15 protein-coding genes are annotated in these 16,504 nt (G+C 70.6%); all 15 read left to right on the forward strand.

Going from position 1 to position 16,504, the window contains the following annotated elements; genetic code table 11:
- The first annotated feature begins 15 nt into the window (after window positions 1–15).
- Window positions 16–1,200, forward strand: coding sequence for a spermidine/putrescine ABC transporter substrate-binding protein (locus AB0I71_RS18220; RefSeq protein WP_357586000.1), 1,185 nt, complete (start codon window positions 16–18; stop codon window positions 1,198–1,200).
- 1 nt (window position 1,201) lies between these two features.
- Complete coding sequence (locus tag AB0I71_RS18225) at window positions 1,202–2,353, forward strand: ABC transporter ATP-binding protein (RefSeq protein ID WP_357586002.1); 1,152 nt, start codon at window positions 1,202–1,204, stop codon at window positions 2,351–2,353.
- An 84-nt stretch (window positions 2,354–2,437) separates the two neighbouring features.
- Complete coding sequence (locus AB0I71_RS18230; protein WP_357586004.1) at window positions 2,438–3,352, forward strand: ABC transporter permease; 915 nt, start codon at window positions 2,438–2,440, stop codon at window positions 3,350–3,352.
- The gene (locus AB0I71_RS18235; RefSeq protein ID WP_357586006.1) at window positions 3,349–4,182 is read left to right on the forward strand and encodes an ABC transporter permease; all 834 of its coding nucleotides are present in this window, start codon (window positions 3,349–3,351) and stop codon (window positions 4,180–4,182) included. Before AB0I71_RS18230 ends, AB0I71_RS18235 begins: the two co-directional genes overlap by 4 nt.
- Window positions 4,183–4,294: 112 nt before the next feature.
- Window positions 4,295–5,716: an FAD-dependent oxidoreductase gene (locus AB0I71_RS18240; RefSeq protein WP_357586008.1), complete on the forward strand. Its 1,422-nt coding sequence runs from the start codon at window positions 4,295–4,297 to the stop codon at window positions 5,714–5,716.
- Entirely contained in the window at window positions 5,716–6,918 is a 1,203-nt protein-coding gene (locus tag AB0I71_RS18245; RefSeq protein WP_357586221.1) for a saccharopine dehydrogenase C-terminal domain-containing protein, read from the forward strand. The genes AB0I71_RS18240 and AB0I71_RS18245 overlap by 1 nt, the downstream gene beginning before the upstream one ends.
- 245 nt (window positions 6,919–7,163) lie before the next feature.
- Window positions 7,164–7,985 carry a G5 domain-containing protein gene (locus AB0I71_RS18250; RefSeq protein ID WP_357586010.1) on the forward strand — a complete coding sequence of 274 codons (822 nt, stop codon included), beginning with the start codon at window positions 7,164–7,166 and terminating at the stop codon, window positions 7,983–7,985.
- Window positions 7,986–8,209: 224 nt separating this feature from the next.
- Window positions 8,210–9,064, forward strand: coding sequence for a type IV toxin-antitoxin system AbiEi family antitoxin domain-containing protein (locus tag AB0I71_RS18255; RefSeq protein ID WP_357586012.1), 855 nt, complete (start codon window positions 8,210–8,212; stop codon window positions 9,062–9,064).
- A gap of 291 nt (window positions 9,065–9,355) precedes the next feature.
- Window positions 9,356–10,021: a response regulator transcription factor gene (locus tag AB0I71_RS18260; RefSeq protein ID WP_357586014.1), complete on the forward strand. Its 666-nt coding sequence runs from the start codon at window positions 9,356–9,358 to the stop codon at window positions 10,019–10,021.
- Entirely contained in the window at window positions 10,018–11,076 is a 1,059-nt protein-coding gene (locus AB0I71_RS18265; protein ID WP_357586016.1) for an ATP-binding protein, read from the forward strand. The genes AB0I71_RS18260 and AB0I71_RS18265 overlap by 4 nt, the downstream gene beginning before the upstream one ends.
- A gap of 307 nt (window positions 11,077–11,383) precedes the next feature.
- Window positions 11,384–12,655, forward strand: a complete 1,272-nt coding sequence (locus tag AB0I71_RS18270) for an acyltransferase (RefSeq protein ID WP_357586018.1) — start codon at window positions 11,384–11,386, stop codon at window positions 12,653–12,655.
- Window positions 12,656–12,675: 20 nt separating this feature from the next.
- On the forward strand, window positions 12,676–13,878 hold the full coding sequence (locus AB0I71_RS18275) for a pyridoxal-phosphate dependent enzyme (RefSeq protein ID WP_357586020.1): 1,203 nt from the start codon (window positions 12,676–12,678) through the stop codon (window positions 13,876–13,878).
- Between the two features lie 67 nt (window positions 13,879–13,945).
- Window positions 13,946–15,070 (forward strand): D-alanine--D-alanine ligase family protein, encoded by a 1,125-nt coding sequence (locus AB0I71_RS18280; protein WP_357586022.1) that lies wholly within the window; start codon window positions 13,946–13,948, stop codon window positions 15,068–15,070.
- Window positions 15,067–15,702: a M15 family metallopeptidase gene (locus tag AB0I71_RS18285; RefSeq protein WP_357586024.1), complete on the forward strand. Its 636-nt coding sequence runs from the start codon at window positions 15,067–15,069 to the stop codon at window positions 15,700–15,702. Before AB0I71_RS18280 ends, AB0I71_RS18285 begins: the two co-directional genes overlap by 4 nt.
- Before the next feature lie 121 nt (window positions 15,703–15,823).
- On the forward strand, window positions 15,824–16,504 hold the full coding sequence (locus tag AB0I71_RS18290; RefSeq protein WP_357586026.1) for a hypothetical protein: 681 nt from the start codon (window positions 15,824–15,826) through the stop codon (window positions 16,502–16,504).

The raw sequence follows: 16,504 nt of genomic DNA on the forward strand, positions 1-16,504 counted from the left end.
GATAGGAGTCGTCACATGCGTAGTGCCCTCCGGCCCCTCACCCGGCGTGGTCTGCTCACCGGCACCCTCGGCTCGGCCGCGCTGCTCGCGGCCGGCGGCACCCTCGCCGGCTGCGGCACCCCCGCCGCCCAGCAGACCGAGGAGGGATGCGTCAGCGAGGATCTGTCCGGCACGGAGAAGACGCTCGCCTTCTCCAACTGGCCGCAGTACATGGACGTGGACGATGACGACGAGTCGAAGCGTCCCAGCCTGGACGGGTTCGTCAGCAGGTCCGGCATCCAGGTGACCTACACCGAGGACGTCAACGACAACAACGAGTTCTTCGGCAAGGTGCAGAACCAGCTCGCCGCCTGCCAGAGCACCGGGCGCGACATCGTGGTGCTCACCGACTGGATGGCCGCCCGGATGATCCGGCTCGGCTGGATCCAGAAACTCGACAAGTCGAAACTGCCGAACGTCGAGGCCAACCTCCTGCCGTCGCTGCGTAACCGCCCCTTCGACGTCGACAACCAGCTTGCCGTCCCGTGGCAGTCCGGCCTCGCCGGACTGGCCTACAACGGCCGGGTCACCGGGGAGATCCGCACCGTCGACGAGCTGCTCACCCGTCCCGACCTCAAGGGCAAGGTGACAGCGCTCAGCGAGATGCGCGACACCATGGGCCTGCTGCTGATGTCCAACGGCCACGACCCGGCCGACTTCACCGCCAGCCAGTTCGACGACGCGCTGAACAAACTCAAGCGGGCGGTGGACTCCGGCCAGATCCGCCGCTTCACCGGCAACGACTACGCCCCGGACCTGGCCAAGGGCGACATCGCCGCGTGCGTCGGCTGGTCCGGCGACATCATCCAGCTCGGCTTCGAGGACGAACGGATCAAGTTCGTGGTGCCGGACTCCGGGGTCATGCTCTGGTCGGACAACATGCTGGTGCCGAACCGGGCCAACCACAAGGCAAACGCCGAAGAGCTGATCAACTACTACTACGAACCGGCCGTCGCCGCCCAACTCGCCGCCTACGTCAACTACATCTGCCCGGTGCAGGGGGCGCAGGCGGAGATGGAGAAGATCGATCCGGAGCTGGCCGAGAACCCGCTGATCTTCCCGGACGAGGCCATGCTCGCCAAGGCCAAGGTCTTCATGGCGCTGGACGAGCAGCAGGAACGGGAGTACGAGACCAAGTTCCAGCAGGTTATCGGAGCGTGAGATGGCGCGGGAAACTCCGGCCGGCGACCTGAGGCTGGCCAACCTCACAAAGACCTTCGGCGCGTTCACCGCCGTCGACGAGCTGAGCCTCACGATCCCGCAGGGCTCCTTCTTCGCCCTGCTCGGTGCCTCGGGCTGCGGCAAGACCACCACCCTGCGGATGATCGCCGGTCTGGAGGAACCGACGAGCGGGCAGGTGCTGCTCGGTGACCGGGACATCGCCCGGCTGCGGCCGTACAAGCGACCTGTCAACACGGTCTTCCAGAGCTACGCGCTCTTCCCGCACCTGGACATCTTCGAGAACGTCGCCTTCGGGCTGCGGCGGCGCGGCATCCGCTCGGTCGACGGCCAGGTCCGGCAGATGCTGTCCCTGGTGCAGCTCGACGGTTACGAGCGGCGGCGCCCCGCCCAGCTCTCCGGCGGCCAGCAGCAGCGCGTGGCGTTGGCCCGGGCGCTCATCAACCACCCGCAGGTGCTGCTGCTCGACGAGCCGCTCGGTGCGCTCGACCTCAAGCTGCGTCGCCAGATGCAGATCGAACTCAAACGGATCCAGACCGAGGTCGGCATCACCTTCGTGCACGTCACCCACGACCAGGAGGAAGCCATGACGATGGCGGACACGGTCGCGGTGATGAACGCCGGCAGGATCGAGCAACTCGGCGCGCCGGCCGAGATCTACGAGTTCCCGGCGACCGCCTTCGTGGCCAACTTCCTCGGCCAGTCCAACCTGATCGCCGGAGACGTCTCCGGCGGCAGCGGGGACGACCTGCTGGTCACCGCGCACGGCGCGCGCTTCTCGGTGCCCGCCGGTCGGTCCCGCGCCGACCAGGGTCCGGTCTTTCTGGGCGTACGTCCCGAGAAGCTGCACCTGGCCGGGGCGGCGGTGCAGGTGCCCGCCGGCAACCAGCACCTCGAAGGCACCGTCACCGACGCCTCCTACGTCGGGGTGAGCACGCAGTACCTGCTGCGCACCGGCTGGGGCACCGAGCTGAGCGTCTTCGTCGCCAACAGCGGCGCGCAGCAGCGCTTCGCGGTCGGCGAGCGGGCCGTGGCGTACTGGGATCCGCGGCACGCCTTCCTGCTCGGCCGCCGCGCCGACGAGCAGGACCGGACCACGCCGGTGCTCGACGAGCCGGTCGGTGCGTCCTCATGAGCCGGCGGAGCGAGGCCACGGCGTGAACGCGAGGAGTGAGCCGCGTCTGCGAGCCCCGCTGTCGCGGACAGAGGCGGTGATCCGGTGAGCGCACTGGCTCACGTGCCCACCGGCGCCGGGCGGCAGGTGCCGCCGCCGGCCACCCGGTCGGGGCGCCGCTACCGGCTCCTGCCGTACCTGCTGTTGCTGCCGGGCGCGGCCTGGCTGGTCCTGTTCTTCGCCGTGCCGTTGGTGCAACTCGCCGCGGCCAGCCTCTACGATCCCACCGGCTCGATCTCCACCGGATACGCGCTGACCTGGGCCTTCGGCAACTACCCGGCGGCGTTGCAGACGTACTGGCCGCAGTTCGCGAGATCCTTTCTGTACGCCGGCATCGCGCTGGTGCTGGCGCTGCTGATGGGCTATCCACTGGCGTACGCGATCGCGCAGAAGGCCGGCCGGTGGAAGAACCTGCTGCTGGTCTGCGTGATCGCACCGATGTTCACAAGCTTCCTGGTGCGTACCCTGGCCTGGAAGACGATCCTGTCGGACAACGGCTGGCTGGTCGGTCTGCTGCGCGACGTGCACCTGCTCGGCCCGGACGGTCGGCTGCTGGCCACCCCGATCGCGGTGGTGCTCGGCCTGACGTACAACTTCCTGCCGTTCCTGGTGCTACCGCTCTACGCGAGCCTGGAGCGGCTGGACTACCGGCTGCTGGAAGCGTCGAGCGACCTGTACGCGAGCCCGCTGAAGACGTTCCGGCGGGTCACCCTGCCGCTGTCGATGCCCGGCCTGATCGCCGGCACCCTGCTCTTCTTCATCCCGGCGACCGGCGACTACATCAACGCGGAACTGCTCGGCACTCCGAACGAGTACATGATCGGCAACGTCATCGACTCGGCGTTCCTGGTCCGGCTCGACTACCCGCAGGGCGCGGCGCTGTCGTTCCTGCTGATGTCGGCGATCCTCGCGGTGGTCTTCGTCTACCTGCGCCGCGCCGGCACTGAGGAGGTGCTGTGAGGATCTCCCGTTGGTTCGCCGAGCACTGGGTGATGGGCGTGGCACTGCTGGTGCTCGGCTACCTGTTCCTGCCGATCGCCGTGGTCGCCGCACTGTCGTTCAACCGCCCCTCCAGCCGGCTGTCGTACGACTTCAACGAGTTCACCCTCGACAACTGGCGCAACCCGTGCGCCACCTCCGACATGTGCGACGCGGTGCTGCGCAGCGTGCAGATCGGGTTCCTCGCCACCGTGGCGGCCACCGCGCTCGGCACGCTCATGGCGTTCGCCCTGGCCCGGCACCGGTTCCGGGGCCGGTCCGGGCTCAACGTGCTGATCTTCCTGCCGATGGCGACACCGGAACTGGTGATGGGCACCTCGCTGCTCGCCCTCTTCGTCTCCGGTGGGGTGCCGCTCGGCTTCTGGACCATCGTCATCGCCCACGTCATGTTCTGCGTGTCGTTCGTGGTGGTGACCGTCAAGGCGCGGCTGACCGGGATGGACGGGCGGCTGGAGGAAGCCGCGATGGACCTGTACGCCAGCGAGTGGCAGACGTTCCGGCGGATCACCCTGCCGCTGGTGCTGCCCGGCATCGTGGCCGCCGCCCTGCTGGCGTTCTCGCTCAGCTTCGACGACTTCATCATCACGAACTTCAACTCGGGCACCACAGTCACGTTCCCGATGTACGTCTGGGGTGCCGCCCAGCGGGGCATCCCACCGCAGGTGAACGTCATCGGCACGGCCATGTTCCTGATCGCGCTGCTGCTGGTGCTGGCCACCTCGCTGCGCGGTCGGCGAGCCCGCCGGGCAGCTGTCGTTCCCGTGCCCGCCCAGGGAAACGGCCGGCCATGACCCGGGCACCTGCCGGCCGGGCGGTGCGACCCGGGTCGGCGTCCCCGGTCGGCCACGCCGAGGTGCCCGGACGGTCCGCGCCGGGACCGTCGGATCCGCTCAGGGCGACGCCATGATCCGCGCCGGGGATCCGACCCACGCCCTGGCCGAGGCGGCGCGGGTGCCGTACTGGCTGGACCGCCCGGAACGGCCCGCGCCACTGCCGCCGCTGACCGGCGCGACAAGCGCCGACCTGCTGGTGATCGGCGGCGGCTACAGCGGGCTGTGGGCGGCGCTGCTGGCCCGGCGGGCCGACCCCGGGCGGGACGTGCTGCTGGTCGAGGCGGGCACCTGCGGCTGGGCCGCCTCCGGACGCAACGGTGGATTCTGCGCCGCCTCGCTGACCCACGGGCTGGCCAACGGGGCACGGCGGTTCCCCTACGAGATCGGTGAGCTGGAACGACTCGGTCAGGAGAACCTCGACGCGATCGAGGCGACCGTGGCCGAGTACCGGATCGACTGCGACTTCGAGCGCACCGGCGAACTGGCCGTCGCCGTCGAGCCGTACCAGCTCACCGGGCTGGCCGAAGAGGTCGAGCTGGCCCGCCGGTACGGGCACCACGTGACCCTGCTCGACGCCGACGAGGTACGCGCTGAAGTGGACTCGCCGACGTACCTCGGTGGTCTGTGGGACCGGGACCGGGTGGCGATGCTCGACCCCGCCCGGCTGGCCTGGGGACTGCGACGGGCCTGCCTGGCAGCGGGCGTCCGGATTCACGAGCACACCCGGGTCGCCGGGCTGCGCCGCGACGACGGGGCACTGCTCGCGCGTACCGTCGGGGCCGAGGGGGTGCCCGGGGCGGTGCGTGCCGGGCGGGTGGTGCTGGCCACCAACGCCTTTCCGCCGCTGCTGCGCCGGCTGCGGGCATGGGTCGTGCCGGTGTACGACTACGCGCTGATGACCGAGCCGCTCAGCGCCGAGCAGCGGAACGCCGTCGGCTGGCGTCACCGGCAGGGGCTGGCGGACAGCGGCAACCAGTTCCACTACTACCGGATCACCGGCGACAACCGGATCCTGTTCGGCGGCTACGACGCCGTCTACCACTACGGCAACCGGGTGACACCCGCGCTGGACCAGCGGGACGCCACCTTCACCGCCCTCGCCGAGCACTTCTTCACCACCTTCCCGCAGCTCGACGGCCTGCGGTTCAGTCACCGCTGGGGTGGGGTGATCGACACCTGCACCCGGTTCTGCCCGTTCTTCGGCACCGCGTACGACGGTCGGCTCGCCTACGCGGCCGGCTACACCGGGCTCGGTGTCGGCGCGACCCGGTTCGGTGCCCGGGTGATGCTCGACCTGCTCGACGGCGCGGACACCCCGCTGACCCGGCTCAACCTGGTCCGCGACCGGCCGCTGCCGTTCCCACCCGAACCGGCCCGCGCGGTCGGCATCGGGCTCACCCGTTGGTCCCTGGCCCGCGCCGACGCGCGGCAGGGGCGGCGCAACCTGTGGCTCCGTACGCTCGATCGCTTTGGTCTGGGGTTCGACTCGTGATGCGTATCCTGCTCGTCGGTGCCGGTGGCGTCGGCTCCGCCGTGGTCGCCATCGCGGCCCGGCGCGCGTTCTTCGAGACCATCGTGGTCGCCGACCACGATCCCGGCCGCGCCGCGCGGGCGGTCGCCGGCCTCGACGCCCGCTTCGTCGCCGCGTCCGTCGACGCCGCCGCCGCGGACGCGGTCGCCGCGCTCTGCCGGGAACACCGGATCACCCACGTGCTCAACGCGGTCGACCCGCGGTTCGTCATGCCGATCTTCGACGGGGCGTACGCGGCCGGCGCCGACTACCTCGACATGGCGATGTCGCTGTCGAAGCCGCACCCGGCCCGGCCCTACCGGGAGCCCGGCGTCAAGCTCGGCGACGAGCAGTTCGCGGTGGCCGACAGGTGGGCCGACGCGGGGCGGCTGGCGTTGTGCGGCATCGGCGTCGAACCTGGCCTGTCCGACGTCTTCGCCCGGTACGCGGCCGACGAACTGTTCGCCGAGATCGACGAGATCGGGGTGCGCGACGGGGCCAACCTGACAGTGGACGGCTACGACTTCGCGCCGTCCTTCTCCATCTGGACCACCATCGAGGAATGCCTCAACCCGCCGGTGATCTGGGAGACCGGGCGCGGCTGGTTCACCACCGAGCCGTTCAGCGAGCCCGAGGTGTTCCACTTCCCCGCCGGCATCGGGCCGGTGGAGTGCGTGAACGTCGAACACGAGGAGGTGCTGCTGATCCCGCGCTGGGTGCCGGCCCGACGGGTCACCTTCAAGTACGGGCTCGGCGACGAGTTCATCCAGGTGCTGAAGACGCTGCACAAGCTCGGCCTGTCCGCGACCTCGCCGGTGCCGGTGGGCGGCGTGTCCGTGTCGCCCCGGGACGTGGTGGCCGCCTGCCTGCCCGACCCGGCCACCCTCGGCGAGCGGATGCGCGGCAAGACCTGCGCTGGCACGTGGGTTCGGGGTACCGGACTCGACGGCCGGCCGCGCGAGGTCTACCTCTACCACGTGGTCGACAACGAATGGTCGATGCAGGAGTACGGCCACCAGGCGGTGGTCTGGCAAACTGCCGTCAACCCGGTCGTGGCACTGGAACTACTGGCCGGCGGCGCGTGGTCCGGTGTCGGCGTCCTCGGCCCGGAGGCGTTGCCGGCGAAGCCTTTCCTCGACCTGCTGACCGGCTACGGCTCACCCTGGGGTCTGGAGGAACGATGACCCGGTACGGAGCGATGTACGGCCCCGACGTGACATTTCTCGGCGTATCGGCTGCTCCGTCTGGGCTCGTCCGTTCGCAGGAGCGATGCTGTCGGTCGCGATGACGGTCAGCAGCCAGATGTGTCGGCGGAGTGACGATCGGTGCCGAGTTGCCGCCCTGATGGTCACCTGAGGAACGCATTCGGTGAGGGTGAACGACGCGCCAGAGGATAGCGCGGTGAGTACCGCCGACGAGACTCATGGATGTGACAACTCCGAATGCCTTCCCTGGCCAGCCGCAGCCCGCCCCGCCGCCGACCTGGTTCAGCCGGCTCAGCCCCGGCCACCGGGTCACCATGATCCTGGGCGGAGTGTTCATGTCATTCGTACTGCTCTGCTGCGCGGGCAGCACCTTCGTGGGTGCCCTCGTCGACGAGCCCGAGCCGCTGCGCACCGGCACGGCCGCCGAGGAGTCCGCCCCAGCCATCGTCGCCACAGTGGCACCCGTGCCGGATTCGTCCACTTCCGACGGTGGCGAGGTGGTACCAGCAACGCCCGGTGACCCGGTGCCGACGGCGAGCGGTGCGTCGGCACCGATGCCCACTTCCGGCGACGGGTCGGCGGTGACCGAATCCGCTGAACCACGCGGCATCACCGGTAGCCCGACTTCCGCCCCTACCCCAGTGGTGCGGACGCGCAGCGTGGTGGAGAAGCAAACCATCCAGCACGGCACCCGTACAGTGCAGGACTCGTCGCTGGCCGAGGGAAAGCGGGTGGTCCGTACCCGAGGCGTGGATGGCGTACGCACCCTGACTTATCAGGTGACAGTGGTGGACGGGGCACAGACCAGCAAGGAACTGGTCAGCTCAGTCGTGACGAAGAAGCCGGTCACCGAGGTCGTCGCCGAGGGCACCAAACCGGCCTCCCGATGCGACCCGAACTACACCCCTTGCGTGCCGATCGCCAGCGATGTCGACTGTGCCGGCGGCAGCGGCAACGGACCCGCATACGTGACCGGTCCGGTCAAGGTCATCGGCACCGACATCTACGACCTCGACCGCGACAACGACGGCTGGGGCTGCGACTAACGCCCCCGCCCTCCCCGCGCCCTCCCGCCCTCCCCGCGCCGATCATGCAGTTGTGGTTGTCGTTACATCACGGATAGCCCTTTTTGTGAGGTGCCACAACTGCATGATCGGCGGGACGGGGAGTGGTTTAGCAGAAAGGGGCAGCGGGTGGGGGTTTTCCACAGGGCCTCTGGTTGTCCACAAGGGGCGGAAATCGGGCGGCTGTCGGAGCACAGTGCGGGGGTGTGGCGGGTCTTATTCGATACTCCGAGTTGTTGGCTTCAGGGTGGAGCCGTGGGCAAGTCAGGTGCAGGGCTGAGGCGGGGGCGCTCACTCGGTTGAGTCGAGGGGTGTACGTGCCGACGACCGCCCCTGGCCCGGATGAGCGGCTCGCCGCGGTCTTCGACCGGCTGCCTGACGGATGCGCGCTCGGCTACCACAGCGGCGCGTCGCTGCACGGTTTCGGCGACGCCCGCTCTGAGGATCTGCACGTGATCGTGCCTGCCGGTCTGGTGGTGCCGCGACTGCGGGGAGTCGTGACACACGAGTCCATCGTTCCGGTCCGGAATCCGATGTGGATCGGCGGCGTACCGTGTGCGCCTGCGGTTCGCTGCGCTATCGACCTGGCGAGGACGTTACGGCGGATGGACGCCCTGCCGGTGTTGGATCTGTGCCTACGGGTCGGTGCCTGCAGCCTTGAAGGGCTGCGAAGTGAGCTCGTCGCCCACCGGGCCTTGCGTGGTGTCCGGCAGGCGCGGCGCCTGGTCGATCTGGCTGATCCCCGCCCCGAGTGCCGCCAGGAGAGTCAACTGAGACTGCTTCTCGTGGATGCCGGACTGCCGGTTCCGGAGCCCCAGTGTTGGGTCCATGACCGGGACGGTCTGGGGATCTATCGACTCGACCTGGCCTACCGTGAGTGCCGGGTCGGTATCGAGTACGACGGACTTTCCCACCTCGACCCTGATCGTCTCCGGCATGATCGGGCGCGGATGAACTGGCTGGCCGCCGAGGGCTGGCGGATGAGGCATTTCACTGCCCATGACCTCTACCGTCGCCCCACCTACATCGCCGCCACCATCCGTACCCTCCTCACCCGCTGACCCCCGCCCAACCCCGCTGGCCCTTCGCGCCGTGGCCCCTTGCCCCACCCACGCCGCCTGGCTTTCGTCGATCATGCAATTGTGGCACCTGCCATAAGGGGCTAATGCGTACATGTCGGGTGCCACAACTGCATGATCGCGGACGCAGGTGAGGGCTGGGGGTGGGGTTGGGGAGGGTGGGGGGTGGGGTGGGGTGGTTACGTGGAGTATTGGTGCGGCGGGCACTTACGGAACCCTTAACTCGTGCCTGAGAACGTATGCCCGACAGCGAGGACTACGGGGAGCGGAAGCGTGCGGGTGCTGGTGGCGGACGACGAACGGTTGTTGGCGGACACCGTCGCAGAGGGGCTGCGTCGCCTCTCGATGGCGGTGGACGTCTGCTACGACGGTGACGGAGCGTTGGAGCGGGTCGGGGTGAACCGGTACGACGTCGCGGTGCTGGACCGGGACATGCCCGGCCATACCGGTGACGAGGTGTGTCGCAGCCTCGCCGCGTCCGGCTCCGGTACCCGGGTGCTGCTGCTCACCGCCGCCGCCGGGATCCGGGACCGGGTGGAGGGCCTGGGGCTTGGTGCCGACGACTACCTGACCAAGCCGTTCGCCTTCGCCGAACTGGTCGCCCGGGTCCAGGCGTTGGGTCGGCGCTCCGCCCCGGCCGTCCCGCCGGTGCTGGAGGCGTACGGCGTCGTTCTGGACGTGGCCCGGCACACGGTCACCCGGGATGGTCGGCCGGTAAGCCTGAGCCCCAAGGAGTTCGCGGTGCTGCACGTGCTGCTCCGGGCCGAAGGCCGGGTGGTCAGCGCTGAGGAACTACTCGAACAGGCGTGGGACGAGTTCGCCGACCCGTTCACGAACGTGGTCCGGGTCACCGTGATGACGCTGCGCAAGAAGCTCGGCTCGCCCCAGGTCATCCACACCGTCCCCCGTGCCGGGTACCGCATCGGCGGTGCCGAGTGACCCCGCGCTGGCGCGTCGTGCTGGTCGGCGTACTCGCCCTGCTCGTCGGGTACGCCCTGCCCGGCCTGACGAAGTCCGTGCTCGGCGAGTTGTGGGTGAGTGCCAGCGGGCTCTGCCACACCGGGCTGCCCGGCGTGGGTCTGGTGTGCCAGCCGGCGCGGGACCTAGCCGGCCTGGCCGTCCCGCTCACCGGGCTGGGCATCCTCGTGCTCTCGATCGCCGGTATCTGGGCCGCCGCGCTGTGGTGCCTGCGTCCGGTGCGGGACCTGGCCGGGCCGATCGCGCAGGTCGGGCCGCAGAATCTCGGTCACCGGCTGCGTCCGCGCGGCAACGACGAGCTGGCCCGGCTGGCCCGGTCCATCGACGCGATGATGGAGCGCATCGCCGCAGGCTACGAGGGGCAGCGGCGGTTCGCCGCGAACGCCTCCCACGAACTGCGTACGCCGTTGGCGGTGCAGCGGACGCTCATCGAGGTCGGTATGGCCCGGTCGCTCACCGGCGAACAGCTGGAACTGCTGACCGGGCAGTTGCTGGAGACCAACGAACGCAACGAGCGGCTGATCGAAGGGCTGCTCGCGCTCAGCGAGAGTGACCAGGGGCTGCGCTCCCGTACCCCGCAGCGGCTCGACGAGATCGTCACCGGCGTGCTGGCCGCGTACCAGGACCGGATCGCCGAGGCGGGGGTGACGGTGCAGAGCCACCTGGAGCCCCGGATGGTGATGGGCGAGCGGGTGCTGCTGGAACGCCTGGTGACGAATCTCGTGGAGAACGCGATCAAGTACAACCGGCCGGGTGGCACCCTCACCGTCGCGGTCGGTCGCAGTCCGGCCCTGACCGTGGTCAACACGGGCCAGGTGGTGCCGGCCGAGGCGGTGGCCGGGCTCTTCGAGCCGTTCCGGCGCCTGGCCCGGGACCGGACGAACCACAGCGGTGGTGCCGGCCTCGGCCTGGCCATCGCCCGCTCGATCACCCAGGCGCACGACGGCCTGATCGCCGCCCGCCCGGCCGAGTACGGCGGCCTGCGGGTGGACGTCCAACTGCCCACCGCACCCTGACCCGGCCGCCAGGCCGGTAACCGAAGCACCGCCCGCGAACGGGGCCGCACACCGCGGCAGCCCGACCTTCAGCGTGCCCACAAAACGACTGGCCCGGCGTGCCCGACAACCAGTTGGCCCGGCGCACCGGGACCAGTTGGCCCGGCGTGCCCGGCAACCAGTTGGCCCGGCGTACCGGGACCACCGCCCGGGGCTGGCACCGCCCGACCAGGGTGCCGGCACCGACCGCCCGGCTTGCCCGGAACCGGCCGACCCGGAGTGCCCGAGGACCGGCCGGCCGACGTGCCCGCGACGGAGAGGAGAGACCATGACGACCCGTCTACCCATCGTGGTGGAGACGGCGACCAGCCGGCCCACCCCAGGTGGCGACGCCGGCACCGGCCCGGCTTCGACCGGCGCTGGCCCGGCTTCGACCGGCGCTGGCCCGGCTTCGACCGGCACCAGGTTGGCCTGGGCTGACGTCGCCAAGGGCGGCTGCATCCTGCTGGTCCTGCTCTGGCACGTGATCGTCAAGGACTACCTCCAGATCGACTGGCGGCTCGACGTGCCGGTGCCGGGTGCCTGGGGAACCTTCGGTGAGCTGCTGTTGCCGATGCGGATGCCGTTGTTCTTCACCATCTCCGGCATGTTCGCGGCGACCGCCGTGCAGCGGCCCTGGCGGTCGGTCGCCCGGCCCCGGGCCGCCCGCTTCCTCTACCTGTACGGCGTTTGGCTGATGATCCACACTGTCGTGCTGGCCCTCGCCCCGGACTTCCCGACCGACCGGGCGAGCGACCTCGGTGGCCTGCTGGCACAGCTGACGGTCACCCCGTCGAACCTCTGGTACCTGTACGCGCTGGCGTTGTACTTCGTGCTGGCCAAGGCGCTGCGACGGGTCCATCCGGCGGTGCTGCTGGTCGCCGCCGGCATGTTGAGCGCGGTCGCCTCGGCAGGGTTGGTCGACACCCCGGGTAACCGGGGAGGTCTCTACCAGAACCTGGTGTTCTTCCTGGCCGGCCTGCACTTGAGCGGGTACGTCCGGCGGTGGGCCGACGGCATGACCGGCCGACGGTTGCTGCTGTCCGCCGGGGCGTACGCCGCCGCGTTGGCCGCGGTGGCGGCGACCGGGACCGCTCGACTGCCCGGAGTGGCGCCACTTGTCTCCGTCCTCGCGGTCCTGTTCGGCATCGCCGTGGCGGTCCGACTGGCCCGATGGTCGGCGGTCGGCGAGCCGCTCGCCGCCCTCGGCCGCCAGACATTGCCGATCTACGTCATCCACATGCCGGTGCTGGCGCTGCTGCATCGCCTGATCGCCGATCCGATCGCCGGCCTGGACGACCCCACCCGGTTCGCGTTGGCCATCGGCTTCCCGTTCTCGCTCACCGTCGGCGTGCTGGCGCTCAGCCTCGGCCTGCACCGGTTGCTGCTGGCGGCCCGGGCGACCTGGCTGTTCGACCTGCCCGGCCGGGCCGCCGACCGGCGGCCGGAACCCCGACCACTCGCGCCGACGTCGTCCCGGCCATCAGGGCCGAGGACGCCGGAGCCGTCCGCGCCGACGGCGCCCCTGCCGAGGGCGCCCGTACCGACGGCACCTCGCTGACCGACTGCAAAGGAGAGGACATGTCTCACACCGATCCGTCCGGAGCCGTCCCGGCTTCGATCGACGTGCCGGAGGCAGCCCGGTGGCTTGCCGGCCGGGTAGTGCGTACCCCGGTGCTGCGGGCACCCGCCATCGACCGGCTGGTTGGTGCCCGGGTGCTGTTGAAGGCGGAGAACCTACAGTCCGGGGGCTCGTACAAGATGCGCGGCGGCCTGTTCGCGGTGGGTCGGCTGGCGGCGGCCGGGTACGCCGGGGTGGTCGCGCAGAGCACCGGTAACCACGCGGTGGCGGTGGCACTCGCGGCTCGGCGGTTCGAGTTGGCCGCCACGGTGGTACTTCCGGTCGACGCGGCACCGACGAAGGTGGCTCGGGCCCGCGCGGCGGGTGCCCGGGTGGTGCTGGCCGGTACCACTGTCGAGGAGCGGCTGGCCGTGGCCCGCCGGGTGCGCGACGAGACCGGCCACCCGATCGTCGACGCGTACGACCATCCGGACGTCATCGCCGGGCAGGGCAGCGCCAGCCTCGAACTGATCGAGGAGGCCGAGCGGGCCGGCACCCCGCTGGACGCCCTGGTGCTGCCGGTCGGCGGGGGTGGCGGCGTGGCCGGTGCCTGCCTGGCCGCGACCGGTCGGCGGATCGAGGTGTACGGCGTGGAGCCGCGTGGCTGCGACTCGTTGGCCCGCAGCCTGGCGGCCGGTCGTCCGGTTCCGGTCACGCCGGCACCGACGATCGCCGACGGACTGCGCCCGTCCTGCGTGGGTGAGCTGCCCTTCGCAGTTCTACGCGACCGCCTGCGGGGGGTGGTGCGGGTGGACGACGACGAGATCGCCGAGGCGTTCCGGCTGCTCCTGCTGGAACTGAAGGTGCTGGCCGAGCCCTCAGGGGCGGCCGGCCTGGCCGGCGCGCTGCGGCTCGCCGCCGACGGGACGCTGCGGTCGCTCGGCAACGACGAGGCGCTGCGTGCGCCTGCCGCCGAGGGTGCGTCGCGGTCATTCGGTGCCGACGGGGCACCGCGGTCGCTCGACACCGACGGGACGCTGCGGTCGCGCGGCGATGACGGGGCACTGCGGTCGCCTGCCGTCGAGCGGTTGCCGGTGGCGGCTGCTGGTGGGCACCGGCTGCGCACGGTCGGCGTGGTGCTGACCGGCGGAAACGTGGAGGCGGAACTGGTCGCCCGGCTGGCGGCGAACGCCCGACTTGAGGAAGAGGTGGCAGTGGCATGAGTGAGTTGATCATCGGAGTGTCGGGCCTGGGTTGCAGGCGGGGCACCGAGCGAAGCGAGGCGACGGCATGAGTGCACCGGTACGGATCGGAATCCTGTTCGGCGGCCCGTCGGCGGAGCACGACGTCTCCTGCGCCTCGGCGCTCGGCGTGGCCCGGGCACTGGCCGGCGGTGGGTACCGCATCGTCGCCATCGGCGTCACCCGTGGCGGTGGCTTGCGGCTCGTCCCGGACGCGGCGCTGTCCGGGTTCCTCGCCGGAACGGCGACCGAGCGGGCCATCGACGACCGGCTGACGGTGATCGGTCCGGCCGTGGAACTGCGGACCGGGCTGCGCCCGGGTACGGCGGTGGTGACCGCGATGGATGCTCCCGGCGCGGTGCACGCCGAACTGGACGTGGTCTTCCCGGTGCTGCACGGTCCGTTCGGCGAGGACGGGGTGGTGCAGGGGCTGCTCGAATCCCTGGGTGTGCCGTACGTCGGGTGCGGCATCCTCGCCTCCGCCGTCGGGATGGACAAGGTGGCGATGAAGCGGGCGTTGCGGGCCGAGGGGGTGCCGATCACCCCGCACGTCTCGTTCGACGCGACCACCTACCGGACCACCGAGGATCCGGAGAAGCTGGTGCTGGGGCTGCGCCGTCCGCTGTTCGTCAAGCCGGCCCGGATGGGTTCCTCGATCGGGATCTCCCGGGTGGCCGAGGGCGACGATCTGGGTGCGGCGATCGAGGAGGCGCTGCGACACGACACGGTGGTCGTGGTGGAGCAGGGGGTGAACGGTCGGGAACTGGAGTGCGGGGTGCTCGGCGGTACCCGGCCGGACGCTTCGGCGGTCGGCGAGGTGCGGGTCAGCGGCGGCTGGTTCGACTACCGCCAGAAGTACTTCGGCGACACCGATCCCATGGTCGTGCCGGCTCCGCTGCCCCGGGAGGTGACCGAGCGGATCCGGGAGCTGTCGGTGCGGGCGTTCGCCGCGATCGGGGGCTGGGGTCTGGCCCGGGTCGACTTCCTCTACGACGAGGTGGCCGGCGAGTTGTACGTCAACGAGTTGAACACCATGCCGGGATTCACCGCGCACTCGATGTACCCGAAGGTGTGGGCGGCGGCCGGCGTCGACTACCGGGAGATCCTGGACCGCCTCGTCGCGCTGGCCTTCGCCCGGCACGCGGAGCGGCCCGGCGGGGGAGGCGAGCGGTGATCCTCCTCTGCGATCCGCGGGTCGCTGCGGTCCGCGGTGCCGACGACGGTGAGCCGCTCGTCGACCTGCGCGAGATCCCCGAGCTGCGGTTGGACGGGCGGGCTGCCGACCCGGCCGGCGCGTACGCCCGGTTGCGCCGGCCGGTGGTGGACCGGCTGCTCCTGGCACAAAGCGCGTTGCCCGGGGGGTTGCGCCTGCTGATCATCGAGGGATACCGGCCCTACCAGTCGCAGTTGGACATCTTCACCGGCTACCAGGAGGAACTGCGACGGGCCCACCCGGACTGGTCGTCGGAGCGGCTGTACCGGGAGACCACCAAGTTCGTCTCGCCGGTGGAGGTGGCGCCGCACAGCACCGGCGGTGCGGTGGATCTGACGCTGTGCACACTCGACGGCGTCGAGCTGGACATGGGCACCGCTGTCGACGCCACCCCGGAGGCGAGCGGCAACGCCTGCTTCACCGCCGCGTCGTCGGTAAGCGCCGAGGCCCGCCGGCATCGGCAGATCATGGCCGGCGCGTTGCGCGGGGCCGGCCTGGTGAACTACCCCACCGAGTGGTGGCACTGGTCGTACGGGGATCGCTACTGGGCGTTGCTTACCGGTGCGCCGCGCACCCGGTACGGCCCGGTATGACCGTGCTGTCGCCGGTTCACTCGAAGCCTTGTTTTCGATAAGTGTCACGGCGATGAACTGGAAAGCGCTCCCAGGCCGTACCAGCCCCCGAAACACAAGGGTGTGAGGACGGGAGGAACAGGTGAGGCTGCAGCGGAAGCACATGCTGGCGGCGGGGGTGGCGGTGGTCGCCGCGGCGACGGTGGCGGTGGGCACCGGACTCGGGTTCGCTGACAGCGCACCGACCCGACAGAGCGTCTGCTCGGGATCGATCACGTTCTCGGCCGAGGGCGGCGGACCTGCCGCCACCAGCAACCAGTTTCCCGTCGGTACCCGGCTGCGGGTGACGAACCTCGACAACGACAAGGTGGCGGAGGTGACAGTCGTCGGCCCGTCGGGCAGTTGCGTGCTGCTCAACACCGCCGCGATGGAACTCGTCCGCGAGCCGGGGAAGAACGTGATCCGGCGCAACGTGGTCGAGCGGATCGGGGATGCCGCCGCGCAGCCGGGCGCGGGACAGCCGGGCGTGATCGGCGACCGGCCGGGCTCGGCCTCACCGCCGGCGGCCCGCCCGGTCACCGGGTCGGCCTGCCAGGGTGCGATCACCTTCTTCGACGAGGCCGCCGGGCCGGCCGCGACCAGCGACCGCTTCCCGGTCGGCACCCGGCTGCGGGTGACCAACCTGGACAACGACAAGACGACAACCGTCACCATCACCGGACCCTCGGGCAGCTGTGTGCTGCTGAACTCCGCCGCGATGGAGCAGATCCGGGAGCCGGGCAAGAACCTGGTGCGCAACAACACCGTCGAGCTGCTGCGCTGA

Source organism: Micromonospora sp. NPDC049891, from assembly GCF_040660295.1.
GTDB lineage: Bacteria > Actinomycetota > Actinomycetes > Mycobacteriales > Micromonosporaceae > Micromonospora.